We start from the raw sequence: 26,380 nt of genomic DNA on the forward strand, positions 1-26,380 counted from the left end.
TGCCATTTAGATCCATGCGTTTAAATCCACAGCTTTTTGACGGGTTTGCTGCCATAGGTCAGGTTGACCATGGCGCGCGTCACCAGCAGTGCCGTGAACATGGATGTCAAAATGCCAATGGAGAGCGTAACGGCAAACCCTTTCACCGGGCCGGTACCAATCGAGAACAGAATCACTGCTACCAGCAGTGTGGTGATATTGGCATCCACGATAGAGGTGAAGGCGCGCTCGTAGCCCGCATGGATTGCTTGCTGAATCGACATGCCGTTGCGTAATTCTTCGCGTATGCGTTCGAATATCAGGACGTTGGCATCAACTGCCATGCCCAGCGTAAGCACGATCCCGGCAATGCCTGGTAGCGTTAACGTGGCGCCCAGCATCGACATAACAGCGACGAGTAGCGTTAAGTTAAGCGCCAGGGCAATGTTGGCAAACACGCCAAACACTTTATAGCGTACCAGCATAAACAGAACGACCAGCAACAAGCCGATTTGAACCGATAGCAGGCCACGTTCAATGTTCTCGGCACCCAGGCTTGGGCCAATGGTGCGTTCCTGCACAAAGTAGATAGGTGCAGCCAGTGAGCCAGAGCGGAGCAGAAGGGCAAGCTCAGCAGCTTCAGTCGGTGAGTCTAAGCCGGTGATGCGGAAGCTGTTGCCCAATGCGCTTTGGATGGTGGCAAGACTGATCAAGCCGCGTTCGACGTAAGGTTCACGAACGATGGTCTCTGCGCCGGTCTCTGGATCGATTTCAACACGGTCTTCGCTTTTATGCTCAATGAACAACCCCGCCATGTTGCGACCGATGTTAGTCCGCGTGGCGCGGTTCATTAGCGTACCGCCGGTGCCGTCCAGGTTAATGTTGACCTGTGGGCGACCATTTTCATCAAAGCTATTGCTGGCACTGGATACGCTATCACCAGTAATAATGACATCGCGCATCAGCTCTGCCGAGCGTGTTGGGTCATTACGGAATTCGAGGCGCTCGGTTTCCGATTCAGGCGTGTCATTACGCGCTTCCAGGCGAAACTCTAGGTTTGCCGTCGCGCCGACAATGCGCTTTGCAGCCACGGTATCTTGAACGCCGGGCAGCTCAACCACGATTTGGCTAGGACCTTGGCGTTGAACCATCGGCTCAGCCACACCCAGCTCGTTCACACGGTTACGTAGCGTGGTTAAGTTTTGATTGATCGCATAGTCCTGAATCTCGTTAACCGTTTGGTCGCTGAGCGTCATGACTAGGTTGGCGGCGCGGCCATCGCCTTCAGTGCTATATTCAAAATTAGGAAAGTCGCGGCTAATCAAGCGTCGTGCGGTATCGCGATCTTCTGTACTTCCGAAGCCGATTGAAAGCGAGCGCTCGTCGATGGTGGTATTGCGATAGCGAATGCGCTCTCCACGCAGCAGTTCGCGCATGGCGCTGGCATTCACTTCTAAACGCTGGGTAAGAGCGGCGTCCATATCCACTTCAAGTAAGAAGTGCACGCCTCCGCGTAAATCGAGGCCCAGCGTCATGGGGGATGCGGAAAAGGCTTGCAGCCAACCAGGGGTGGCGTCAGCGAGGTTGAGCGCGACAGTGCCGTCACTACCCAATACATCAGAGGCAATATCACGGGCATCAAGTTGGTCATCGTCACTTTGTAGGCGAATCAGCCATTGGCCATTCGCTTCTTCAATGGCTTTAATGGCGATATCGCTGTCGATGAGTGCTTCTTCAACGCGGGATATTTGCCGTTCATCCAGCGAGTCGCCCTGGGCATCGCTAACCTGGATGGCGGGATCTGCGGGGAATAAATTGGGAAGCGAATAGATAAGGCCAACCACCAGGACGACCAGTATCAGCAGATACTTCCACAGGGGGGAACGGTTGAGCATGCAAGCCCTGCCTTCAATTACAAACGGAATTGCTGTGCACGGACAGACCGCGCACAGCAAAGTTCACCATCGTGGCTACCATGTCACCCCTGCCGGGGTGGCTGGCACTGGATCGGCAGGGGGGAGAAGCAGGCGTTAGATGGACTTAATAGTGCCTTTAGGAAGTACGGCAGCAACGGCATTTTTCTGCACGTTAACTTCGGTGCCTTCAGATACTTCCAGCGTCAGGAACTCATCATTAACTTTGGTAACACGACCAACAAGGCCGCCACCGATGACGACTTCATCGCCTTTAGCCAAGCCGGTAACCAGCTGTTTGTGCTGCTTAGCGCGCTTTGCCTGGGGGCGCCAAAGCAGGAAGTAAAAAATCAGCACAAAACCAACCAGCATAACAATTTGCGCGATGCCACCGCCGGCAGCGGCTTCTTGGGCATGGGCTGGTGAGATGAAGAAATCCAGCATTGCAGAGAACTCCTGGGTTAGAAAACTCAATGGGTGAACCGATTAAACCACCCGCCAATGGCGGATGGCGATTAATTTGCTAGGGGAGGCACTGGCAGGCCGCGCTGGGCATAAAAGCCTTCCACAAAGGTCGTCAATGTACCCGCTTCGATTGCCGCGCGCAAATCAGCCATTACCCGCTGGTAGTAGCGTAAGTTATGGATGGGATTGAGCATGGAACCCAGCATTTCGTTGCAACGATCCAAGTGGTGCAAATAGCCCCGTGAGAAATTCTTACAGGTATAGCAGTCACACTCGGCATCAAGCGGTCGGGTATCGAAGCGGTGCTTGGCGTTACGGATCTTGACCGTACCCTCTGAGGTAAACAGGTGACCGTTGCGTGCATTACGGGTAGGCATCACGCAATCGAACATGTCGACGCCGCGGCGCACGCCCTCTACCAAGTCTTCTGGTTTGCCAACGCCCATCAGGTAGCGAGGGGTGTCGTCCGGCATCCATGTCGGTAGATAATCAAGCACCTTGATCATCTCTTCTTTGGGTTCGCCTACCGACAGACCGCCAATGGCTAAGCCATCAAAGCCAATGTCGAGCAGCCCTTTTAGTGAGCGTTCGCGAAGTTCAGGGTGCATGCCGCCTTGAATAATGCCGAACAGCGCTGAAGGTGAGTCACCATGAGCATCGCGTGAGCGTTTCGCCCAACGAAGTGAAAGCTCCATGGATTTTTCGGCTTCTTCAAAGGTGGCTGGGTACGGCGTGCACTCGTCGAAAATCATCACCACGTCAGAGCCCAACGAGCGCTGCACGGCCATGGATTCTTCCGGCCCCATAAATACCTTGCTGCCATCGACTGGCGAACGGAAGTGAACGCCTTGCTCGGTAATTTTGCGCATTTCACCCAAGGAAAAAACCTGGAAGCCGCCGGAGTCGGTCAGGATCGGTTTGTCCCATTGGGCAAAGTCATGCAAGTCGCCATGGGCTTCAATAACGTCGGTGCCTGGGCGCAGCCATAGGTGAAAGGTATTGCCGAGAATGATTTCTGCGCCAATCTCTTTCACGGAGTCAGGTGTCATGCCCTTCACCGTGCCGTAGGTACCCACCGGCATAAAGGCAGGGGTTTCGACGGTGCCGCGGGGGAAGTGCAGGCGCCCCCGGCGCGCACGGCCATCGTCGGCTAGGCGCTCAAAGCGCATAAAGCATTCGTTTCGCATCTAAATAACTCGTCAATAATCGGTTAAGGCGCTGGGCGTATCGTGTCTAGCGGGTCAGCAGCATGGCATCGCCATAACTAAAGAACGCGTAGCGCTCGTCAACTGCCGTGTGGTATGCCCGCATCATGTGGTCATAGCCTGCAAACGCGGAGACCAGCATCAGCAGGGTCGACTCGGGCAGGTGAAAGTTGGTAATTAGGGCATCCACACAGCGCCACTCATAGCCAGGGTAGATAAAGATATCGGTGTCGCCGCTGTAGGGGGCGATCTGGCCGTCGTTACTTTTCAGGCAAGCGCTTTCTAAGCAGCGCACGCTAGTAGTGCCGACAGCAATGACCCGTTTTCCAGCGGCCTGAGTGTCGCGAACTTTTTGACAGGCGTCCTCAGAAACCTCAATCCACTCGCTGTGCATGTGGTGTTCGAGGATGTTGTCGACGCGCACAGGCTGAAAGGTGCCAGCGCCGACGTGCAAGGTCACAAAGGCACTGTTAATGCCTTTCTCTGCCAGGGCATCCAGCAACGGCTGGTCAAAGTGAAGCCCCGCGGTAGGCGCTGCTACTGCGCCGTCGCGGCGGGCGTACACGGTTTGATAGCGTTCCCGATCACTCAGCTCATCGTCACGGGTGATATAGGGTGGCAGTGGCATATGGCCGTGCTTTTCAAGCAGCGCAATCATGGGCGTGTCGCCTAAAAAGCGCAGCTCAAAAAGCGCATCGCGACGGCCTTCAACCACCGCATGAATATCGCCTTCAAAGATCAGTTCGGTGCCAGGTTTGGGCGATTTGCTCGAACGGATATGCGCTAAACCACGGTGGCTATCCAACGGACGCTCCAGCAGCATTTCTACTTTACCGCCGCTAGCTTTGTGGCCGTGCAAGCGTGCTGGAATGACACGCGTATCATTGAATACCAGCAAGTCGCCGGGTTCGAGTAGCTCAAGTAAATCAGGAAATCGACGATGCTCGAGTGCGCCGCTTTGACCATCCACACATAGCAAACGGCAGTCGCTGCGCTGCTCAGAAGGGTAGCGAGCAATTAGCTCGTCGGGTAGCTCGAAATGAAAATCCGCGCGCTGCATGGAAATGGCTCTTATCAGTGGTCAAACAGGCGGCATAGGATAGCGCTTTAGATAGATAAAGTCAGTCAATGTGATTGACCTGTGAGGTTATCTACGTATAATGCGCAGCCATTGCCGGTGTGGCGGAATTGGTAGACGCAGCGGATTCAAAATCCGCCGCCTTTACGGGTGTGCCAGTTCGAGTCTGGCCACCGGCACCAAATTCAAGGGCTTAGCGATTTATCGCTAGGCCCTTTTTTGTGCCTGCTTTTTACGATCCCTTTTCATCTGGCCGCGCTTTTCGGCTGATTCCATTGCTTGCTACCGCGTTTCGGTAGTGGCGATGCGTCTAATGCTCTGTTACCGCTATATAACCAGTCTTTTTCAGGGTTTGGCTAACACTTCTTTGTGGAATACTTAAGCCTATTTTTCTAATGCGCTTGGTAAGCACGGTGTGTGCAGGCGCGTGGGCGATGTACGCCAACCGGATATAAAAACGATTAGGCGCCAAGCGCCTGCGAACTTTCAGTGGAGAAGTGCTCAATGGCGATATCATCAGCCGATATTCTTAAGTCGACCCAGCCTGGTGTGATGAACGGCCACTTGCTCAATGGCGTCAGGGTGAGTTCAGTGGGCTCCCAGGGCGACTGGCAAGCGTTCGCTGACACCCAAGAGGGTGTGGCGCGCATAGAAATACCGGCTGATCCGCAGGCACGCCTTGCTTTCGTTCGCCGTTGGATGGCGAAAAACCAAAAAGTGTTAAAGCATGGTGGAATGGCGGCAACGCTGGTTCTACCGCTGATGGCTCAGCAGGCGATGGCAGATGACATGGTTGCTGTTAATGACCTGCAAGGGGTTGATGAGGTTATTCGCCAACCTAATGGCAGCCTGACATTGGTAATGGATAACGGCCAGCGTATTTACCTAGCGGCTGCGGATGTTGAGCTTGAAGGCGGGCGCGTGGTGGTCGATATCACGGCGCTTATGGAAAAGCTGGATGCCGACAGCGGCCTTCTTGTGCCGTTAAGCCAGTTGCCCAATGTGCAGACATGGGAGCTGTTGCCCGATGGTAATGTAATGATTACCCGTGCTGATGGCTCACTGTTGCTCGTGGAGCGTGGCGCTGTGGTTCAACAGGGCGATCTTTTGTTGATCAGCCCGAGCAGTGCGTTGCAGCAAGGTGTGGCAGAAAGCACTGACTTTGGCACGCTGCTCTTTGTGCCTAGTGCGTCTTTTTCACCTAGCGTTAGCGGCAACGAAACCACGCCAAGTAATACAAGTGCCACAAGCGGTAGCAGCACCCCAGTTAGCTCTTTTGGTGAGATTCCACCTTGGCTTTACATCGGTGGCGGTGCGCTGGCGTTAGGAGCTGCTGCAGCTGGGGGCGGGGGAGGTGGTGGTTCCTCAACACCGCCTGCACCAGAACCACCCACGATCAGCGGCTATGTGATTGATGGCTATATTGCTGGTGCCACCGTTACTCGTGCCGTTAACGCTAATCAAGTGGAAACCGATAATAGCGGTTTCTTCAGTGGCCTGCAGGGCAGCGGTATCTTGACTGCCACAGGTGGCGTTGACATTGCCACTGGGCTGCCCTTCAACGGGGTGTTGCGAGCGCCAGAAGGTGCCACAGTGATCACGCCGTTGACCACCATGATGGTTCAGCTATCGGCGCAGTTTGATGTCAACGATGCTACGTCGCAAAGTGTGATTAAAACCGCGTTGGGGCTAGATGAGCGCGTTGATTTGCTGACTACCGACCCACTGGGAGAAGACTCTGCTAGCGTTGAGTTGCTTGTCGCGGGTGTTAAAGTTGCTGGCTTGCTAGCGATGGCCAACAGTGCGGGTATTAGCAGTAGCGACGCGCTTTCACTACTTGCCAACGCACTCAATCAAGCCAATGAAGCGGGTCGTGAGCTGACCAATCAGCAAATGGCTGATGCATTAGGGCTGCCTTCTATCGCCGGTCAGGTAAAGCAAGCACTAGACGCTATTGATAACGCGGGGGCGGACGTCAACCTTGATGCTTATCGAGACGGCGACAGCAACCCACTTCGCGATGCTCAACAAGCGGTTCAAAACCCCAACAGCGATCTTTCCAATACGATTGATGTTCGCGCTGATCTTCCTTATCTCACGCTTCAAACCGCGGTTAATCTTGCGCAAAAAGGAGACTTGCCCTCTCAGTACTTGATCAACCCTGATCAGTCGTTCTCTGCGGGCACGTTGGGATTGACCGTCGCCGCTGACCGTTTAGCGCTGGTGGAGAAGATCTTAGCAGGTGATTACGATGTTGGAACGGCGCCTATCGAGCTTTCCGACATTTACACTTGGTCAATTCGCGCTAGCGTCGAAGATGTGTTGGTGACTGGCGGTTTGGAGCCCCCCGCCGTTTTAGGTGCTGAGCGCGTTACGCTAACGGATGAAACGATCCGGCCGGACCAGTTTGCAGACTTGAATACGCTGGATAACTTTGTACTTGGCAGCACGGTGGTGCCTTACACGCTTGAAGAGGCGCTGAAAACGGCAGAAATGCCCGCAAACTACACGTTAGATCCAGAAACGCCGTTTGTTAATAATGAATTAAGCCTGCGTGAAGCGGCAGAGCTTATTGATGAAACACGGCTGTTAACAGATCGCGCGCTGAACACTGGGGATGATGGTTTAACACGCGAGATGTTGTTGAACTGGACCATCCTCGATAGTTTTGACAACGTGATAGACGCTTCCAGCGCTGACCCGCAGCTTAATGAAGCCCGCCGTGTCAGCGTCACAGAAGCCGTCATTACGCCAGAGCAATTTAAGCAGCTCGATGCGCTGAGCAATTTCGAGCTAGGTGCCACAGAAGTAGGCTATACGCTTGCACAAGCCCTCGATGCAACACCGCTGGCCAGCAACTACATCATTGATCTCGATGCTCCCCTTGATGTCGGTACCGTGACTGTCGCACAAGCAGCTTCAGCCTTTGCCGATGTTTCGCGGGTTTTGGAAGGTGCCAACAATCAACCGCCACTGACGCTATTTCAGTGGGCCGTGAGTGATAGTGCTAGTGCCATTATTGCGGATATCAACGATGGCCACGTCGCTGGCGCTAACCCCGTCACTATTAGTGATCGTGCGATAACCGTCGGTGAATTTGATCAGCTTAATACGTTGGATAACTTCCAGCTAGGCGACACCGTTGTGGGCTACCCCTTGGCACAAGCAATCGCTGCCGACGTGCTTGCCGAAAACTACGAAATCGCCCAACAACCGCCCTTTAATGCGGGCAGTGTTAGCGTGTTGAAAGCAGAAGATACGCTCGCGACCGTAGACAACATTCTGGCGAATGCGCTGAACCCAGAAACGCCCAATGTCGATCAACTCTTCAACTGGACAGTGCTTGATACGGTTGGCGCTATTTTGGATGCGGGTGATGTTGCCCATTTACTGCGTGCCAATGCCGTCAACGTTAGCGATGGTGTGATTACCTTAGCGCAGTATGAAGCCCTAACAGGACTTCAGAGCAATTACGTACGCACCGGAGAAACTGTTGAGTACACGTTGTCGGAAGCCATTGAAGCTGAAGATGCTGGCTCGTTGCTCACCAATTATGCGATTAATTCTGAGGCCAGCCGTCAGGGTGGCGAGCTCACCGTGGCAGACGCGCGGGAACAGTACCTCCAGATCGATGCGTTAGTAGAAAACGCTGAAAACAGTGAGGAGCTGCGCGAAGTTTTGCCGTTTAGCTGGGTAGTGGTCGATAACGCCAATACTATCATTGGCGATATTGCCGAAGATCACGTGATGCTGGCGGACCAAGTGCGTGTCGCCAATGCGGGAATTAATCAATCCCAGTACGAACGCTTGGCCATGTTAGATAACTTTGAACTGGCTGCCACGGTTGTTCGCTACACCTTAGAAGGTGCTATCAGTACAGACATTGAGCTGGCGGATAACTATCAAATTGCGCCAGAAGCTTACAGCCCAGGAGAACTTAGCGTTGCTGGTGCTAGTTCTGAGCTTGCCCGTGTTGAAGACATTATCAGCGGTGCCAATAACGCCGATGGGCTAGACGCTAATGAGCTGTTTGATTGGGTGATTAATGATACTGCTGAGGCGATTTTAGCCGTTGAGCAAGGTGCATTGCATATCGCTCTTGCTGATGAACTTCGTGTCACCGACCAAGCGATTACCATTGTTCAATACAATGCGCTGCTAGCGATTGAAAGCAATAACGCTGGGTATCAGCGTGGCGACGAACAGGTGGAGTACACGCTAGCGCAGGCGTTTAGCGTCGGTATCGACGATGTCGTGGCTAATTACATTATTAGTACTGGCGCGTTATTTGCCCCACAACCATTGACCGTACAGTCTGCTATCAATGATCTGGCCGCTGTGCGCCAACTGCTAGATAGCGCCGAAAACGCGCCCAATCTCGGCAATGTTTATACCTGGAGCGTGCTTGATAGTTATACCAATATCCAGGCGCAGTTAAGGGCTAATCTTCCAGATGGGTTGCAGCTTGCGGATACCATTCAAGTCACTAACCTCACCTTAACCGCAGCGCAATATGAGCGTTTGGATACGACGCTGAACAACTTTAGCTTAGGTGATACGACCGCAGTAACCTACGCCGATATTAGCGATGCGTTGCGTGCCGAAGAGGCCGATCTGCTCGCACCAGCAGGACGTTTTAGCCTGCTAGATAACAAAACAGCCCTGGTAGAGCCCTTACCCGTCGCAGAATCCGCCGATACCTTGGCAAACATCCGGACGGTTTTGGAAGCGGCTAATGGTCTCGAAAATAACAATGAAACCGTTCAAGCCCTGTTCGACTGGACGGTAAGCGACACGGCTGACAACGTTATTCGTGCGATCAATCAGGGCCATATAACGTTGGCTGGCAATGTCGTGATTACGGATGATCAAATCACCTACGCGCACTATCAGTCGTTGATGACTCTAGGCAACTATCAGTATGCCGATGACCCCATTGAGGTGCTGTACACCCTAGAAGAAGCATTAGAGATCATTGACGAAGAGGGTGTTGAAAGTCTCAATAAAGATCCAGGCGATAACAGTGTGGGTTATCGTATTGCTGATGAAGAGCTGTCCGTGGGTACCTTCACCGCTGCTGACGTTAAACCGTTGGTGGATAAGGCGCTATCTGCATTGGCAAATGCCAATGGGCCCACGCCTTCGGTGAACGCATTACTGAAGTGGACGGTTGTTGATACGGCAGCTGCCTTGCTAGAGGCTCAGGCTGGCACCGAATTCCCGCTGCATATTACCGGTGCGGAGCAGGTGTCGGTTAATAACGATATTCTAGCGATTGCCGATTTACAGCGTTTACAACGGTTAGATAATTTTGAGCTTGGCGATACGCCAGTGCGGTTTATTTTAACCAGCAACTTAACGCTGAATCAGATTGAAAGCATTGCCAATAGCTATGAAATTACGCCAAGTAATATTGAATTGCCGAATTTCCTACTGGCTACGGTTGCTGATGCTGAAGCTCGATACCAGTCAGTTCAGGCGATTGTGGATGGCGCGCTAAACAGCCGCAATGTCAGTGTGGAAATGCTTCAGACCTGGAGTATTACCGATGCTCAGGCGGCTAATCTATTGGTGGCAAGTGAAGAGGCGTGGGTAACGGGCGCAGCTAACATCAGCTTGCAGTTGGGAGCTGATGAGCTTCTGACCGCCGAGCAGTACGAGGCGTTTGTTGCGCTAGGCAACGTGTCGCTCGATAGCGTAGAGGTGGGTTACTCCTTACAAGAAGCGGTTGCCGTAATAAATGCCGGAGAGGTATTGCCTGCCAGCTCCGATGAGCGTCCGGGTAGTTACCAAGTGCTGGCTGACCAGCCTTTCGATGCTTCCTCGTTAACCGTAGCGGAAGGTGAGCAGCTGCTAGCCACCGTTGCCTCCATTATGGCAGGGGCCAACAATGCCGCTGAGCTAGACCGCGAAACGCTGCTGAACTGGGTGATAGAAGATAGTGTTCAGCAGCTCATGGAGGCTATCGATAGTGACGTGCTGTTAGCGGCGAGTAGTGTGCGCGTCAATACTGATGAGATCGGTTATCAAGATTTTGAAGTACTCAGCGAGCTAGAGAACTTTGACCAAACAGGGCTAACGGTTTCTTACCCTCTGGCAGACCTAGTGCAGCGCTTTATCAGTGGAGGAAGCATCCCTGAAAACTACTCGCTGGATACCGCTCAAAGCGCATTTTTCGATGCTGGATTGCTGGATGTTCGCGCGGCCGAGGAGCTGTTTGTCACCGCCAGTACGCTGCTGGACGGCGCGGTAAATAACGACGTGCCTCTCTCCTCGCTAACCTCATGGGTAGTGCAGGACACTTATAGCAATATCTACACGCTTAATGTCGCAGGCAATGGTGGTGTACCAGCTGAATTTCTGGTCAATGATGCCGCAAGCATTGTCGTCATTGATGACCCGCTTGAGAGTGACGCCGAGCAGGATCTGAATATTGCCTTTACGGTCAATGGTTACACGCATCAGCCGGGTGCCGAAGCCGGTGGTAGCGTTGATCAACTCGCCCAAACCTTTACGGTGGATGGTCAGCCTGGTAGCGAGGTGATGAGCATCACCGATTTCCGCGTCGGCAATGTGCCAGGTGCCGACGAGCTACGTGTTGACCTGACCGCCGAGGAGTTTGCAGCACTGCGTGGCGAAGGCGCAGGACTTGTTATTAGCGAGGAGGTGCAAACGCTAGATGTTAACGACGCCTTCGCCGTGTTCACAACTGCTGAATTCGAGAGCGGCGTTGATTGGCTCGATCAGCTTGGCCTGGAAAGCGGTGATGTGGTGTACCTCTTGGCGGGTGATGGTAGTACGCAAGAGATCGCCGATGACGCGCTGCTGCAACGTGTCGAAGCACTTTCAAACAGTGCGTTTGAAACTGACACGCTAGCGTCGTTCGAGAATATTAATCTTGGCGACTTTGATAACGTTAACTGGAATACCAATTACAACACGATTGCCTAATGACTGTGTGAAGGCGGTGTTGGCTAGTTTGGCGGGGACCGTCTTTCAAACGTCGATTTAGCTGTTTGTAAAATTGTTTTACGTATTAAAGAAAGCGTTAGCCAAGCGTTGGCGCTTTCTCGCTTTTCTATGGTCAGCCGTTTTATAGTGCAATCGTCAACGTAGAACCAAACGGTACGTCCATGGACCAGTTTGAGCTGCATAATCGCAATTTAGCCCCAGAGCAGGTGTCTCACTCCCACGATTTTCACCAGTTAATACTGGCGACGTGTGGCGTGACTGAGCTTGCTATGGAAGGGCAGAGCGAGCGCGTCACGGCACGCCGTGGCTGCTTGATTCCATCGTCTCGACATCATGAGTACCAAGGCGATGGCAGTAACCGCACGCTGGTGCTGGATATTCCGGTGAAGCACTTGGCCGTGTTGGAGAAAGGCAGTGAAATCGAGCGGCTGGTCGATAAGCCGCGTTTTTTCACCGTGCCTCCGGCGCTTAATCAGCTTACCCATGCCTTGACGCATCAGTTAGAGCAGTGTCCCGCGCTACAAAATGAAATTGCCGTGCTGCTGCTTCGAGCGCTGTATATGTACCTCCAAGATGAGCCGAAGCAAGTTGCTGATCAGATTGGCGTGCGTTGTATCAGTGAGCGGCTGGATCTAGAAAGGCTGGATGCTTGGCTGGATCAGCACTTGGCGGACGATATTCGGGTTGAGCAATTAGCCGCATTATGTGCGCTAAGCCCTGGCCATTTTCATGCTTGCTTTCGTGAGCTAACCGGTGTGACACCCTTAGCGTATGTTCAGCGCAGGCGGCTTGAACACGCGCGTACGTTGGTTAGGCACAGCGCGCTAAGCCTGGGCCATATTGCCATGCTGGTTGGCTTCCGCGACCAAGGTAGCTTTTCACGCGCCTATCGGCGCTACTTTGAGATTGCCCCCTCCTCAGATCGCTAGCCTACCCGCGATCAACAATGCCCGGCACGTTTCAACACTTACGGGCAAATTTCCCAGAGTTTCGGGCAAGCACGCCGCTCATCATCATCGTAGTCTCAAGAGGATTCCCACCTTCCTTGGAGAGACACCATGAGCGTTACCTATCAAGACAGCAATGCCCGTATGAGCCAAGTCGCGATTCACAACGGCACCGTTTATCTCGCCGGCCAAGTGCCTAGTGATGCAACGGCTGACATGCGTGGCCAGACGGAGCAAGTGCTCGCGCGCATTGACCAACTGTTAGCTCAGGCAGGCACCTCGAAAGAGCAGCTTATCTCGGCGCAAATTTGGGTCACCAGCATGGCTGAGTTCGATCAAATGAATGCTGCCTGGGATGCCTGGGTTGTGCCTGGCCGCCCACCCGTACGTGCAGCGGTTGAAGCCAAGCTTGCTAAGCCGGAATGGAAAGTAGAAATCATGGTTGTTGCTGCGCTGCCGGAGGCTTGATATGCGGGTTGTGTCTGCGGCGGAAGTGGAACGCTATCTTACCTGGAAAGGTTTGATTAAGCGGCTACATACCACCTTTGTGAACGGCGTTGAATCTCCGCCACGCCATCATCACGCGATGCATCGCCCCGACGGTGAAGCCACCATGCTGCTAATGCCTGCCTGGGAGCCAGCAGGCTATATTGGCGTCAAAATGGTCAATGTGTTTCCCCAAAATGCACAACACAATATTCCTGCTATTTCAGGGCTGTATTTGCTTAGTGAAGGCAAGCATGGCCAGCCACTGGCCTGCATTGATGGCAGCGAACTAACGCGCCGCCGCACAGCGGCTGGTTCTGCCTTGGCGGCGCAGGCGCTGGCCAGCGAGACAGCAGAAACGCTACTGGTTGTGGGTACTGGCAAGTTGGCTCCTATGGTCATTGAAGCTCATGCCAGCATTCGACCGATCAAACGTGTCCTGGTGTGGGGCAGAAATCCTGAGAAAGCTTCTGCTATTGCTGAGGCCTATGCGGATCGTTTTGACACCCAGGTCGTTAGCGATCTGCAAGAAGCGGTTGTGCAGGCTGATATTGTCAGCTGCGTCACGCTCTCCACAGAGCCTTTAATTAAAGGTGAGTGGTTAACACCGGGCACGCATGTTGACCTAATTGGTGCCTTCCGCCCCCAAATGCGCGAACCCGATGCTGAGTGTCTGCGTCGATCTGCCGTATTTGTGGATACCTACGCAGGGGCTAAGGGTGAAGCTGGCGATATTCTTCAGGCAATCGACGAAGGTGCGTTCCGTTTCGAGGATATCAAGGCCGAGCTTGCCGAGGTGCTTGTGGGAACTAAGCCAGGCCGACGCTCTGCAGAGGCCATCACGCTGTTTAAGTCAGTTGGCGCATCGCTTGAAGACTTAGCGGCGGCCATTGAAGTGTGGGAGGCCATTAACCAGTAACTCACAGAGAGCCGAGTAACTAACAGAGAGCCGTCACGTTCGTCTTCTACGGCTTTAACAATAACGACAATAAAGCGATCGCTTACGAGTGGAAACGCCAGTCATAACGCAAACCAGCTAATAACCAAAACGAGGTAAGTTATGAAACCTACACAGTCTTTTTTATTCGCTGCCATGGCCACGCTGCCACTGGCGATTGCCAGTGCCACCGCCCAGGCGCAGTCCTATGAAATGGTCATCGCTACCCAACTGCCAGAGGATATGAAAAATAACGAAATCTATCCTGCCCTGGTGCATTTCAAAAACCTTGTGGAAGCACGCACCGATGGAGACCTTGAAGTCTCTATTTTTGGCGGTGGTCAGCTAGGCTCAGAAGTAGAAAACGGCTCAGAAGTGCAGGGCGGCCGCACGCTGCAATCGACCATTATGTCAGCGGGTGCGATGTCATCGTTTTATGGCGACTATCAAGCGGTAACGGCGCCATTTTTGTTTACCAGTTGGCGTCAAGCGTGGAGCTTCTTTGACAGCGAATGGTTTGCTGACTTTATGTCTGGCACCGTTGAAGACGCCAATATGCGCTACTTAGGTACGTTCGATGATGGCGGCGGGTTCGTGGCCTTCACTAACAACGTGCGCTTGATTGAGACCATGGAAGATCTAGAAGGGCTCAATATCCGTACCGAAGAGAACCCAGCTCACGTGGCTATCATGCGCTCACTTGGTGCTTCTGCCACGCCCCTCCCTTGGGGTGAGCTGATTACTGCCCTTGAAACGGGGCTGGCGGATGGGCAATTTAACGCTCCCGTGTTGAATACCACGTTCAACTTTGATGCGGTAACGGACTACACCACCCTGACAGGGCATGTATACAACAGTGCCCCTTGGGTCGTCAGTGAATCCTGGTATCAGTCGCTACCGGAAACGCATCAACAGGCGTTAATCAGCTCTGCCCGCGAAGCGATTCAACTGAGCCACGGTATGTCTGGTGCGCTTGCCACCGCCAGTTGGGTAGAGTCCTGCGAACGCTTTGAAGCTTGCTACCTAATGCCCGATGCCGAGCGGGAACGGATGGCAGAGGTTGCCCGTCCCGCTTGGAAAGAGGGGATCGTCGATGACTTCGGTATGGATGAAGCCCGCGTGCAGGGGCTACTTGACGAAGTCGAGCGGGTTGGTCAGCAGCTTGCAGATGATGATCTGCGCATTTACGGCCAGTAAGACTTAGCGACGGACAAACGCTGGGGTAGCACGCCTGCCCCAGCGTGAGGAATCACGATGAGCGTTTTACTCCCGTTACGCCGCCTGAGTGATCACGTCAATCAGGTGGCAATTGTGGTATGCGTTGGCTGTATTTTATCGATGCTGGGCATTTCTTTTACCGCCTTTCTCTACAAGCTGTTTACCGGCAGCACGCTGAGCTGGACCTATTCACTGGCCCGGCTTTTTTTGCCATGGATAGGCTTTCTCTCAATGACCATTTCACTGCGTTATGGCGAGCATGTAGCGATGACGCTGCTAGTGCGTAGCCTGCCCAGAATCATGGTGAAAATAGCGGCGGTGTTGTGTCTGGCGGTCCTCGGCTTATTTGCACTCATGCTTACTTGGTATGGCTGGGGCTACTTCACCAACGCGACGCAGGTTTACATGGTGTCGGATCAGATCCGCATTCCTAGCAAAGTGACGGCCATTGTTGTTCCTATCAGCGGCCTGATTATGTTGCTGCATCTCGTTCACGGCTTTGCACTGCTTGAGCACTTTACAAGCGAGCATGAGGTGATTGATGAGCTTCTTGAGAGTTCTGAAGGGGAGACCCGGCCATGACGCCTACTATTATTGTATTTGTGCTGTTGCTGTTTATTGGTGCTCCCGTGGCGGTTGTCATGGCTATGTCAGGACTGGCTGGGGGGTTCTCCCTGGGCGGAGAGCGCATGCTCGGTATCATTGCCGACCGGATGTTTTCAGGGGTTTCAGGGTTTTTGTTAATCGCGGTGCCTTATTTTATTTTTACCGCCGAGCTAATGAATCAGGGTGGACTAACTCACAAGTTGATTGCGTTTAATAATTCATTGTTTGGCCGTGTTCGGGGTGCACTTTCCCACGTCAATATTTCGGTATCGGTGTTTTTTGCCGGGTTAACCGGTGCTGCTGTCACTGACACCGTGGCAATCGGCAAAATCATGATTCCCGAAATGAAAAGGCAGGGTTACGACGCTGAGTACGCGGCAGCCGTTACGGCGTGTTCATCGATTATTGGGCCGATTATTCCACCCAGTGTGGTGATGGTGGTATATGCCACCCTGTTGCGTGATATTTCGGTGATCGATCTTTTCGCGGGCGGCATTATTCCTGGGCTTTTGATGGCGTTGGCGCTGTTATGTGTGAGCTTTTTCCTGGCCTGGAAACGGGGTTATCCCAAACAGGCACCTACGCCGTTTAAAGTAGCGCTGATGTCGTTTGTCGTTGCGCTGCCTGCCATGGTGGTGCCACTGATTATTTTGGGTGGCATTCTGTCGGGCTTAACCACCATCACTGAAGCCTCTGGGTTTGCGGCGGTGTATGCCATCGTGATTGGCGTCGTATTTTACCGAAATCTCACTTGGCGAAAAATTTGGGACGCGCTGGTTGTGACCGTGCGCTTCTCCGGCGTGGTGTTTTTCTTGCTCGCTACCTCGGCGGTACTGGGCTGGTTTGTAACACGCTCAGGAATTGCCAGAGACGCTGCTGGGCTTATTACCACCTTCAGTGATGCCGCATTCCTACAGTTAATGCTGGTGTGCTTGCTACTGTTGGTGATTGGTACGGTGATGGATGTGCTACCTGCGCTCGTAGTGGTAGCGCCCGTACTTGTGCCAGCCATGATTCAGCTGGGTTTTGACCCGTTGCATTTCGCCATATTGATGATTGTGGTGCTCAACGTTTCCAATGTGACGCCCCCCGTGGGGATGACGCTGATGACGGCCGCCCGAATAGCCGAAGTGCCTTATGAGCGAGCCATCGTGGCATCACTACCATTTTATGTAGCGTTCATTGGCGTTATTGTGCTGTTAGCGGCATTTCCAGCGCTTTCAACTTGGATTCCTTCACTACTTTAAAAGGTGGATAGCAACACATGAAGTGCTTTTACCATCCTGACCAGGACTACCATGCGCCGCCGACCTTTCTGTTGCGCGCCCAGCCAGCGCCTTCGCCGGAGGGGCCGGTACGCGCTGAGCTGCTAAGCAAAGGGTTGGCGGCGGCTGGTTTGAGCCTGACTGAACCTAGTGAAACCGACTCGCCGACGCTGCGGAAACGTCTAGAGCAGATTCATACGCCGCGCTACTTACGCTTTCTGGAAACGATTTATGAGCGTTGGCAGGCGCTGCCTAATGCAGCGGCGCTGGTGGCACCGAACGTTCACCCTTGCGGCGGTGCGCGCCACTATCCTGATCACCCGATTGGCCAGACGGGCTGGCATTTGCACGATATGGCCTGCCCGTTAAGCGAAACAAGCTTTCAAGGGGCGCTGGCCTCGGCAGCGACAGCCGTGGCTGCGACGGAGGAGGTAATGAGCGGGGCCCCACGTGCTTACGCCTTGTGCCGCCCACCGGGTCATCATGCGGGGCCGGATAACGCGGGTGGCTTCTGTTTGTTGAATAACGCTGCTCTGGCTGCCAGCGTGCTGCGTGAGAAATTTGCCAAAGTAGCGATCATTGACGTGGATTTGCATCACGGTAACGGTACTCAGGATATTTTCTATTCCCGCGGGGATGTCTGGACCGGCTCTGTACACGTCGACCCGAGTGATTTTTATCCCTTCTTCTGGGGTGGCGTGGACGAGATAGGGTGCGAAGAGGGTGAAGGTGCCAACGTCAACTTACCTTTGCCCTTGGGCAGTGATGGCGGGACCTATCTTAACGCGGTGGCCACGCTGATTGAGCAGCTCAACCGTTACCAGCCAGAGGCGGTCGTGGTGTCTTTGGGGCTGGATATCCATAAGGATGATCCGCTTGCTGGGTTCAGCGTGGAAACGGAAGCCTTTGTGGCATTGGGTGAGCAGTTGAGCGCCTTATCGCAGCCCACCGTGGTGATTCAAGAGGGCGGCTATCCGACCGAATATCTCAGCGCTAACCTTGCCGCCTTTATGCGCGGTTATCAGAGAAGTTGAGAGACGCTCAATGAGTAAGACAGGGTTTTACTGGCACGAACGTTGCTTTTGGCACGACCAGGGTGCCATTGGTGTTTTTTCTGCTCCCGGTGAGTTTCTGCAGCCGCAACCAGCGTCGGAAAGTCCCGAAAGCAAACGGCGGCTGAAGAATATTCTTGAGGTTAGCGGGCTGATTGACGAGCTCCGCGTCGTCAAACCTCCTGCCGCATCTGTTGAGGACCTGCTGCGCTTCCATACGGCTCCTTATCTTTAATCACTTCAGGCCGGTGACCAGGCGCGCGGTGGTAACGGCGGCGACTGCGCGCCTTTCATGCCTGGCAGTTGGGCAGCAGCAAGGCACTCAGCGGGGCTTGCCGTCGCAGCGGTAGAAGACGTGGCGCTTGGGCATGTCAATAACGCTTATGCGCTTTGCCGCCCGCCGGGGCATCACGCCGAGGCGGATCAGGGGCGTGGTTTCTGTTTGCTGGGCAATATCCCGGTAGCCGTGATGCGTGCCCGGGCCTTGGGGCAAGTGAAGCGGGTAGCGATTCTTGATTGGGATGTGCATCACGGTAATAGCCAGCAGTCGGCGTTTTACGCTGAGCCTGAGGTGTTCACCGTTTCCGTTCATCAAGCCGCGAACTACCCTCTCGATACAGGCAGTTTTGAAGAGCAGGGAGAAGGCGAGGGGTTAGGGGCGAATCTTAACCTGCCGCTACCGCCGGGCTGTGGTTTGGGCGCTTATCGCTATGCGATGGCGTCGCTGGTGTTGCCAGCGCTGGAAGCGTTTAACCCAGACTTAATCGTGGTGGCCTGTGGCTATGATGCCTGTGCAAAAGACCCGTTAGGCAAGATGCTACTCAACAGTGCCGCGTTTGCCGAAATGACCGCACAGCTAAAAGCACTTGCCGCCCGTTGCTGCCAGGGAAAGCTGGTTTTTGTCCATGAAGGTGGTTACTCAGAAGGCTATGTACCGCTATGTGGGCATGGCGTTATTCAAACCTTGGCAGGTAGTACGATGAGTGTCCCCGATCCGCAAAACGATGAAATTGCTGCCTGGGGGTATCAAGCCTTACAACCGCACCAGCAGGCGCTTATCGATGGCTGGCGCCAACAGTGGGAGCAATGCACGCAATGACACCGCTTTATGATCGCGATGGTTGGATTTGGCAGGATGGTGAATGGCTGGCTTGGCGAGAGGCCAAGGTTCATGTGTTTACCCATACGCTGCACTATGGAATGGGCTGCTTTGAGGGCGTGCGCGCCTATGAGGGGGAGCAGGGAACGGCGCTGTTTCGCGTGGCTGAGCATACCCGCCGCTTGGCAGAGAGCGCCCACTCCTTAGATATTCCGATCGCTTTTAGCGAAGAGGCGCTGATCGAGGCTCAGCAGGAGTGCTTGCGTAAAAATCAGCTGACGAACGCTTATCTTAAGCCAACGGTGTTTCTTGGGGCGGAAGGCCTTGGCCTACGGGCCAAAGGATTAAGCACCCATGTGATGATTGCTGCCTGGGACCTTGGGCCGTATCTGTCGCCGCAGGCAACCCGCTGTGGGTTACGTGCGCTGACGTCTTCGTGGGCGCGTCACCATGTCAATATCAGCCTGTGCCGTGCCAAGACCAGCGGTCATTATGTGAATTCGATGCTGGCGCTGAATACCGCTGTGAAAGCAGGGTTTGATGAAACCATCATGCTTGACCCAGAAGGCTATGTAGCCGAAGCGTCCGCCGCGAATGTTTTCTTGTTGCGCGATGGTGTACTGCACACGCCTGAAGTGACGTCCTGCTTGCAGGGCATCACCCGCGACAGCGTGATCCAGTTAGCCCGCGAGGCGCTGGGCATAGAAGTGCGCGAGCGACGCATCACCCGCGATGAGCTATATACTGCCGATGAGGCGTTTTTAACCGGTACCGCTGCGGAAATTCTTCCTCTGCGTGAACTGGATGGCCGCCGCATCGGGGGAAGGGCGGGGGCGCCGGCAGTCGACGCGCCGATACCGGACGACAGTGTGACCGCGCGCTTGCAGCGCCTGTATCGCCAAGCGGTGCGTGGCGAGCTGGCCGCGTTCAAGCACTGGTTAACGCCCGCTTAGGCTCATTGCCCGCTATTAGCGAGCGTTTTGCATTTAATTAGCGGGGGCAGTTTGCCACGAGGGCGCTGTAAACCCATCCATGGGCGCTACTTTCGCCATCCATGGCGAAAGACCCTCGTTTCAATCTGCCCCCGCACACCAACACCACTGGCAGATTTTCTAACTGAGTCAGGCATTCTCTTTAATGGCCTGCTCAAGAATCGCTAGCTGCCCTGGTTCCAGAGCATCCGCGACGGCGGTAATGCGTAAGACATGACCAAGCGCTGGGTGAGCGGGGCGGGCGATTAAACGGCCTGCTTCCAGTAGCTCACGGTTTACCCGCTCGGCCAGTTCGGCAGTTGGTAAGCGAATGCCGATAAAGTTGGTGGCGCTAGGCAGTACGTCGGCACCCAGTGCTTGGAAATGAGCCGCTAACTGTTCCCTGCGTGCTTTTACTTCCGCAATATGTTGGTGGACTTCAGTTGGGTGATCGAGCACGACTTCTGCGGCTGGCTGGGTAAAGGTGGATACCGCGTAGTGAATGCGTACCTTCATCATCAATGCGAGCACATCAGGGTCAGCAATCGCATAGCCAATGCGTAAGCCTGCTAAACCGTGGGCTTTTGACAGCGTGCGTAGGCGAATGACACCTGGAAGTGCCTTGGCCGCGAAGTCACTGTTGGCGTCATCACGAAAATCGCCATACGCCTCATCCAGCAGCAGCCAGCAGGTATCCGGCAGTGCGTCGCGCAGCTTGAGAATGGCACTGTCGCTATGCAGGTGGCCGCTAGGGTTATCGGGGTTGGCTAAATAAACCAGCTGGGCATTTTCCTGGTGTGCTCCCGCCGCTAACGCTTCCAAATCAGGGGCCAGTAGGCCAGGGGCTTCAACATAGCTAGGCTCTACTAAGTGGCAACCCTGGCCTTTCGCAAAGTAGCCAAAGGTTGGGTAAGTGCCCGCCGTGCTAACCACGGTGTCGCCCGGTGTGCAGGTGGTGCGCAGTGCTAATGCAATCAGGCTATCGGCACCGGCATCCACCAGTAAATGATCAAGCGGTATACCCTGCTGGGCGCTTAGTCGCTGACGAACGCCGAGAGCTTCCGCATCGCCGTAACAGTACACATGCTCGGCGACAGCATCGCCAAAATGTTCACGTAGCGCACGATGGGGCATGTCCAGCCCTTCATTAGAGCCCAATCGATGAGGGATTTCGCGGCCAATGCGGCGCTCCAGAACTTTAATCCCAGGAAACGGATTAAGGGGACCTTCACCAGTAAGATGATGGGGGTAGGAGGGCATATCGATATCCTAATAGTGAAAATTTTCAGCTCAAAATTTTACCGCGATTAAGCAACTGATGTGGGTCAAACGCCTGCTTCAGTGTGTGCATTAATTCGATTTCCGCCTGAGAGCGGCAGGGACTAAGCCAGGGGCGCTTTTCCAAACCAATGCCATGCTCTGCTGAAACAGAGCCTCCCAGCGCTTTAAGTGGCTCGTAAACCAGTGTTTCTACCGCGTGGCGCTCTTCCGGCGCATCGCTGCCAACGCTAATAGAAATATGCAGGTTGCCGTCGCCAAGATGACCAAATACCACCAGGCGGCCATCTGGCCAGCGTTGTACTAGTTGCTTCTCTAATGCATCGGTATAGCGCTGCATATCGGCAATGGGGAGGCTGACATCAAAGGTAAAGATGGGTGCCAGCCCCTTGATGAGCCCTTCAATATCTTCTCGTATCGCCCATAAACCATCGCTTTGCGAGCTTGATTGGGCAATCACCGCGTCGACGATTAAGTCTTGTTCAAATGCCTGTTCAAGCGCTACACGGAATTGCTCTGCATGGTGAGTTTCATCGTTACCGAGCGACTCGATAATCACATAAAAGGGGTGCTCTGGTGGAATAGGAGGCGTGTGCCTCGCCAGCGTTTCGGTGAGTAGGCGATAGTGGTTTTGCCACATCACCTCAAAGGCTCCCAGGCCACCCCCAAGCGCTTTGCCCATGTGGCTTAATAGCCCGGTTAGCGCGTCAAACGAGTGGCAAGCCACCAGTGCCGTTTGCTCGCTAGGGGTAGGCGGCTAAAGCCGCAGCACGGCGCGGGTAATAATCCCCAGGGTGCCTTCACTGCCAATAAATAGCTGCTTTAAATCAAATCCTGCATTGTTTTTCAGCATGCGATTCATGGAACTGACAACACGCCCGTCGGCCATCACTGCTTCAAGCCCTAGTACTTGCTGGCGCATCATGCCGTAGCGAATCACCCTGACACCGCCAGCATTGGTGGCGATATTGCCGCCAATCGTACAGCTTCCACGTGCGCCTAAATCCAACGGGAACTGCAGACCAACCTCGTTAGCGGCTTCTTGTACCCGCTGAAGGGGGGCGCCTGCTTGTACCGTTATCGTGCCGCCGACCTGGTCAATCTCTTCGATAGCGGTCATGCGCTCCAGGGAAATTACCAACTCTTCTGGGCTAGCCTCCGCGCCATGCACTAAACCGGTTAAGCCGCCGTGGGTCACTACTGGCTGTTTAAGCGCGTGGCAGGGCTGCATGCCAGCCGCTAACTGTTCGGTGTCTGCCGGGCGCACGATAGCGCCTGCTTGGCAGGGCGCGCCGGTCATCCAGTCAACGCGGCGACTAGTGACATCATCACCCGTGAGCACATGGGCTGAACCAACAAGTGCGCTCAGCGCCTCCAGGGTTATCTGCATGGGTGTTCCTTGGTAAAGAGGTTAACGATTCAATGATTAGGCGGTAGCCGCCACCGGCGCTTGACGACCAGGAATCGCATCAAGCAGCGATTGGGTATAGGCTTCTTTTGGCTGAAGGAATATTTGTTCAGCGCTGCCTTGTTCAACAATACGGCCATGCTGCATCACCACGATGCGGTCGCAAATTTGCGCGGCTACCCGTAAATCGTGGGTAATAAACAGCAGTGAAAGCGAAAGCCGTTGCTTCAACTCTTCAAGCAGTTCCAGTACCTGGGCCTGAATAGACACATCCAACGCTGAAACAGCTTCATCAGCGACAATCAGTTCAGGGTTTAGCGCCAACGCACGAGCAATGCCAATGCGCTGGCGCTGTCCGCCGGAAAACTCATGGGGGAAGCGCTCCACGGCGCTTGCGCCAAGGCCCACAAGGTCAAGCAGATCACCTGCCTGTTTGAGCGCCACGTTTTTGGGTGTGCCATTGGCCATAGGCCCTTGAGCAATCGCCATGCCGACCCGAGTGCGTGGGTTGAGTGAGGCGTAGGGGTCCTGAAAAATCATCTGCACGCGGTGGCGTTCACGGCGTAACGCGTCGCCTTTTAGCTGTGAAAGGTTAACGCCATCCAGCAACAGCTCACCGCTGTCCGGGTGTTCAAGACGTACCACACAGCGGCCAAGGGTGGATTTCCCCGACCCCGATTCACCAACAATGCCCATGGTTTCGCCACGGGCCAGGGTTAGCGAGATATCATCCAGTGCGCGGACTTCTCGGGCAGGCTTAAACCAGCCCCCGCGTGAACGAAAGACTTTATTAAGCTGTTTGATCTCGAGTAGCGGAGCCACCTGGCTTGTTTCACGGTGGGGCGGCACTGCATTGCTGGGAATGGCGGCAATCAGTGCTTTTGTATAAGCGTTTTGCGGATTTTCTAGCACCTCTTTGGCTTCGCCGATTTCGACAATCTTACCATGGCGCATGACACAGACGCGGTTGGCAATTTCAGCCACGACCCCAAAATCATGAGTGATAAACATCACCGCCATACCACGGCGGCGCTGCAGGTCACGAATAAGCTCGAGAATCTGCGCCTGGGTAGTCACATCCAGCGCCGTAGTGGGTTCGTCGGCGATCAATAGTACGGGCTCTAGGGCTAATGCCATGGCGATCATGACGCGTTGCCGCTGGCCGCCAGATAGCTCAAAAGGGTAGGCGCTAATGGCTTTTTCCGGCTGTGGAATACCCACTTCAATCAACAGCTCCAAGGCACGTTCTTGACGCTGTTTCGGTGTCAGTTGACCATGCGCTTCAAACACCTCAGCGATTTGGGCGCCAACTCGCATTAACGGATTAAGCGCGGTCATGGGTTCCTGAAAGATCATGCCGATTTTAAGGCCGCGCAGGGCACGATGCTGCTTTTCGGTTAGGGTGATGACGTCTTGGCCCAGAAAGTCGACCTCACCTTGAACGGGGCGAACGCCTTTAGGGAGCAGGCCCATCACGGTGTTGGCGGCCATTGATTTACCCGAGCCGGATTCCCCAACCACGCACATGATTTCGCCGCGATTAACGTCGTAGCTAACGTTTTCCACCGCCAAGGCACGGTCGGCCCCTTTGGGTAGCGCCACGCTTAAGTCACGAATGCTAAGCACTGTTTCAGCTGATGGGTGCTGTTTTTTAGAATCAATAGTGACCGTCATGAAGGGCTCCTAGCGCTCGCGGGAAAGTTTGGGGTTAAGCGCATCGTCTAGCCCTTCACCGACTAAGTTCAACGCCAGAACGGTGAGTAGAATCGCTACACCAGGGAAGAAGCTCAGCCACCAGGCTTGGCGAATAACCGTGCGTGCTGCGCCAATCATGTAGCCCCAGGACATCACATTGGGGTCGCCCAAGCCTAAAAACGAAAGCGCCGATTCCAGCAAAATAGCGGTAGCGACCATTAACGAGGCCAACACAATAATCGGCGACAGCGTGTTAGGCAGAATTTGACGCAGGATAATGGTGCTGTTGGTTTGGCCGACTAAGCGAGCCGCTTCAACGTATTCACGGTGCCGCAACGACATAAACTCAGCCCTTACCAAACGGGCAACGGGGGGCCAACTGACCAGCGCAATCGCCAGCACAATGGAGGTGATGCTGGGTTGCATAATCGCCACCAGCACAATCGCCAGGGCAAAGTTGGGAATGGTTTGAAAGAACTCGGTAAAGCGCATGAGTACGTCGTCAATCAGTCCCCCGTAGTACCCCGCAATCGCTCCCAGCGGCACGCCAATCAGCAGGGCGACGCTGGTGGATACCAAACCAATCAGCAGCGATACCCAGGCGCCATGCATTAACCCTGAGGCGACGTTACGTCCCATGGTGTCGGTGCCCAGCAGGAAACCGTCCTGGGAAAGCGGCGGCAAAAAGGGCCGCTGAACCATGCGCCAGGGAGACTCAGGAAATAGCAGCGGCGCCAGAATTGCCATGATGATAATTAGCAGCAGAATAATCAGCCCTACCAGGGCACCACGGTTTTGCGCAAAGCGTGCGAAAAAGCTCATGAGGCCCCCTTGATGCGCGGATCAGCCAAGCGGTAAACCAAGTCGGTAAGAATATTGAAGACAATCACTAAAGCCGCCGAGAAGAAGAAAATACCCAGCAGCAGGTTGTAGTCACGCTGTTGTAGCGCTTCAAACATCAGCCGCCCAATACCCGGCCAAGCAAATACGGTTTCTGTCAAAATAGCGCCACCAACCATCTGCCCAGCCTGCAAGCCTGCCAGGGTGATAATCGGCAGTAAGGCATTGCGGAGAATGTGTCGGCGCTGAATGACGCTAGGTTTTAAACCCTTCGCACGGGCGGTTTTAACGAAGTCCTGCTGGGCTGCATCGAGCATCGAGGTGCGCGTCATGCGGGTATAAATCGCCATAAAAAATAGCGCCAGCGTGGTGGCAGGCAGTATCAGGTGTTTGGCAACATCCAGCACAAGCGCAAATCCAGTGTGGCCCGCGCCAACGGTGTAAAGACCGTAAGCGGGCAGCCAGCCGAGGTAGACAGAAAAGACCACCACGGACATCAGCGCTACCCAAAACAGAGGCGTGGCATAGAACACCAGGGCTAACGCCATAATCAGTGAACCAGAAGGTTTTTTAACCCGCGCCGCGGCCATGGAACCCGCCACAATGCCGAGCACCAGCGAGAGCACAAACGCCGTGCCTGTTAGTAGCAGTGTTGCGGGTAAGCGATCCATGATGAGGTCAAATACGGGCACACCAAGCCGGTAGGAGTAACCGAAATCGAGCATGGCAATGCCCGACACGTAGCGCCATAGCTGCACATACATCGGCTGATCAAGGCCGAAGCGTTCACGAAGCTGGTTGAGAAATTCCTGGTCAGCAGCGCCCGCCTCACCGGCTAAAATCGCCGCGGGGTCACCGGGAGCCATCTGAATAAGGAAGAAGTTAAAAATAACGATTAAGAACAATACGATAACGGCCTTCAATAGCCGCATCACTATCAAGCGAGCGTAAACCATAGACACCTTC

General features: G+C 54.3%; 17 protein-coding genes, 1 tRNA gene and 2 pseudogenes. 11 read left to right on the forward strand and 9 right to left on the reverse strand.

Features of this window, described 5'->3' with window-relative positions:
* Positions 1 to 20: 20 nt before the first annotated feature.
* The 4 genes from secD to queA all read right to left on the reverse strand — a co-directional run bounded on the left by secD (position 21) and on the right by queA (position 4,622).
* A complete protein-coding gene (gene secD / locus REH51_RS12360) occupies positions 21 to 1,874 on the reverse strand; it encodes a protein translocase subunit SecD (protein ID WP_498935921.1) in 1,854 nt (617 codons plus the stop codon).
* 135 nt (positions 1,875 to 2,009) lie between these two features.
* Positions 2,010 to 2,336 carry a preprotein translocase subunit YajC gene (yajC, locus tag REH51_RS12365; RefSeq protein ID WP_009722127.1) on the reverse strand — a complete coding sequence of 109 codons (327 nt, stop codon included), beginning with the start codon at positions 2,334 to 2,336 and terminating at the stop codon, positions 2,010 to 2,012.
* A gap of 71 nt (positions 2,337 to 2,407) precedes the next feature.
* Positions 2,408 to 3,526, reverse strand: coding sequence for a tRNA guanosine(34) transglycosylase Tgt (tgt, locus tag REH51_RS12370; protein ID WP_498937752.1), 1,119 nt, complete (start codon positions 3,524 to 3,526; stop codon positions 2,408 to 2,410).
* 64 nt (positions 3,527 to 3,590) lie between these two features.
* The gene (gene queA, locus REH51_RS12375; protein WP_009722129.1) at positions 3,591 to 4,622 is read right to left on the reverse strand and encodes a tRNA preQ1(34) S-adenosylmethionine ribosyltransferase-isomerase QueA; all 1,032 of its coding nucleotides are present in this window, start codon (positions 4,620 to 4,622) and stop codon (positions 3,591 to 3,593) included.
* A 113-nt stretch (positions 4,623 to 4,735) separates the two neighbouring features.
* Between queA and REH51_RS12380 the strand changes: the two genes are divergently transcribed.
* The 11 genes and pseudogenes from REH51_RS12380 (at position 4,736) to REH51_RS12430 (ending at position 20,175) form a co-directional block, all read left to right on the forward strand.
* A tRNA-Leu gene (locus REH51_RS12380) sits at positions 4,736 to 4,822 on the forward strand.
* A gap of 322 nt (positions 4,823 to 5,144) precedes the next feature.
* The gene (locus tag REH51_RS12385; protein ID WP_498935923.1) at positions 5,145 to 11,591 is read left to right on the forward strand and encodes a calcium-binding protein; all 6,447 of its coding nucleotides are present in this window, start codon (positions 5,145 to 5,147) and stop codon (positions 11,589 to 11,591) included.
* 182 nt (positions 11,592 to 11,773) lie between these two features.
* Positions 11,774 to 12,541 (forward strand): helix-turn-helix transcriptional regulator, encoded by a 768-nt coding sequence (locus REH51_RS12390; protein WP_498935925.1) that lies wholly within the window; start codon positions 11,774 to 11,776, stop codon positions 12,539 to 12,541.
* 129 nt (positions 12,542 to 12,670) lie between these two features.
* Positions 12,671 to 13,027 (forward strand): RidA family protein, encoded by a 357-nt coding sequence (locus tag REH51_RS12395; RefSeq protein ID WP_009722132.1) that lies wholly within the window; start codon positions 12,671 to 12,673, stop codon positions 13,025 to 13,027.
* 1 nt (position 13,028) lies between these two features.
* Complete coding sequence (gene lhpI / locus REH51_RS12400) at positions 13,029 to 13,964, forward strand: bifunctional Delta(1)-pyrroline-2-carboxylate/Delta(1)-piperideine-2-carboxylate reductase (protein ID WP_498935927.1); 936 nt, start codon at positions 13,029 to 13,031, stop codon at positions 13,962 to 13,964.
* 141 nt (positions 13,965 to 14,105) lie between these two features.
* A complete protein-coding gene (dctP, locus tag REH51_RS12405; RefSeq protein ID WP_498935929.1) occupies positions 14,106 to 15,179 on the forward strand; it encodes a TRAP transporter substrate-binding protein DctP in 1,074 nt (357 codons plus the stop codon).
* A 57-nt stretch (positions 15,180 to 15,236) separates the two neighbouring features.
* Positions 15,237 to 15,782 carry a TRAP transporter small permease gene (locus tag REH51_RS12410; protein ID WP_009722135.1) on the forward strand — a complete coding sequence of 182 codons (546 nt, stop codon included), beginning with the start codon at positions 15,237 to 15,239 and terminating at the stop codon, positions 15,780 to 15,782.
* Positions 15,779 to 17,053, forward strand: a complete 1,275-nt coding sequence (locus tag REH51_RS12415; RefSeq protein WP_009722136.1) for a TRAP transporter large permease — start codon at positions 15,779 to 15,781, stop codon at positions 17,051 to 17,053. Before REH51_RS12410 ends, REH51_RS12415 begins: the two co-directional genes overlap by 4 nt.
* 17 nt (positions 17,054 to 17,070) lie before the next feature.
* Positions 17,071 to 18,105, forward strand: coding sequence for a histone deacetylase family protein (locus REH51_RS12420; protein ID WP_498935931.1), 1,035 nt, complete (start codon positions 17,071 to 17,073; stop codon positions 18,103 to 18,105).
* 10 nt (positions 18,106 to 18,115) lie between these two features.
* Positions 18,116 to 19,222: pseudogene (locus tag REH51_RS12425) on the forward strand (class II histone deacetylase).
* The gene (locus REH51_RS12430) at positions 19,219 to 20,175 is read left to right on the forward strand and encodes a branched-chain amino acid transaminase (RefSeq protein WP_498935933.1); all 957 of its coding nucleotides are present in this window, start codon (positions 19,219 to 19,221) and stop codon (positions 20,173 to 20,175) included. The pseudogene REH51_RS12425 and the gene REH51_RS12430 overlap by 4 nt, the downstream one beginning before the upstream one ends.
* A gap of 168 nt (positions 20,176 to 20,343) precedes the next feature.
* Here REH51_RS12430 and REH51_RS12435 read toward each other — a convergent pair whose 3' ends face one another.
* The 5 genes and pseudogenes from REH51_RS12435 to REH51_RS12455 form a co-directional block, all read right to left on the reverse strand.
* Positions 20,344 to 21,453: a pyridoxal phosphate-dependent aminotransferase gene (locus tag REH51_RS12435; RefSeq protein ID WP_498935935.1), complete on the reverse strand. Its 1,110-nt coding sequence runs from the start codon at positions 21,451 to 21,453 to the stop codon at positions 20,344 to 20,346.
* A 25-nt stretch (positions 21,454 to 21,478) separates the two neighbouring features.
* Positions 21,479 to 22,861 (reverse strand): annotated as a pseudogene (locus tag REH51_RS12440) (FAD-binding oxidoreductase).
* Between the two features lie 36 nt (positions 22,862 to 22,897).
* The gene (locus tag REH51_RS12445; RefSeq protein ID WP_009722142.1) at positions 22,898 to 24,553 is read right to left on the reverse strand and encodes an ABC transporter ATP-binding protein; all 1,656 of its coding nucleotides are present in this window, start codon (positions 24,551 to 24,553) and stop codon (positions 22,898 to 22,900) included.
* A gap of 9 nt (positions 24,554 to 24,562) precedes the next feature.
* Positions 24,563 to 25,396, reverse strand: a complete 834-nt coding sequence (locus REH51_RS12450) for an ABC transporter permease (protein ID WP_009722143.1) — start codon at positions 25,394 to 25,396, stop codon at positions 24,563 to 24,565.
* Positions 25,393 to 26,370 carry an ABC transporter permease gene (locus REH51_RS12455; RefSeq protein WP_009722144.1) on the reverse strand — a complete coding sequence of 326 codons (978 nt, stop codon included), beginning with the start codon at positions 26,368 to 26,370 and terminating at the stop codon, positions 25,393 to 25,395. The genes REH51_RS12450 and REH51_RS12455 overlap by 4 nt, the downstream gene beginning before the upstream one ends.
* Positions 26,371 to 26,380: the final 10 nt, after the last annotated feature.

This window comes from Halomonas bluephagenesis, from assembly GCF_054790765.1.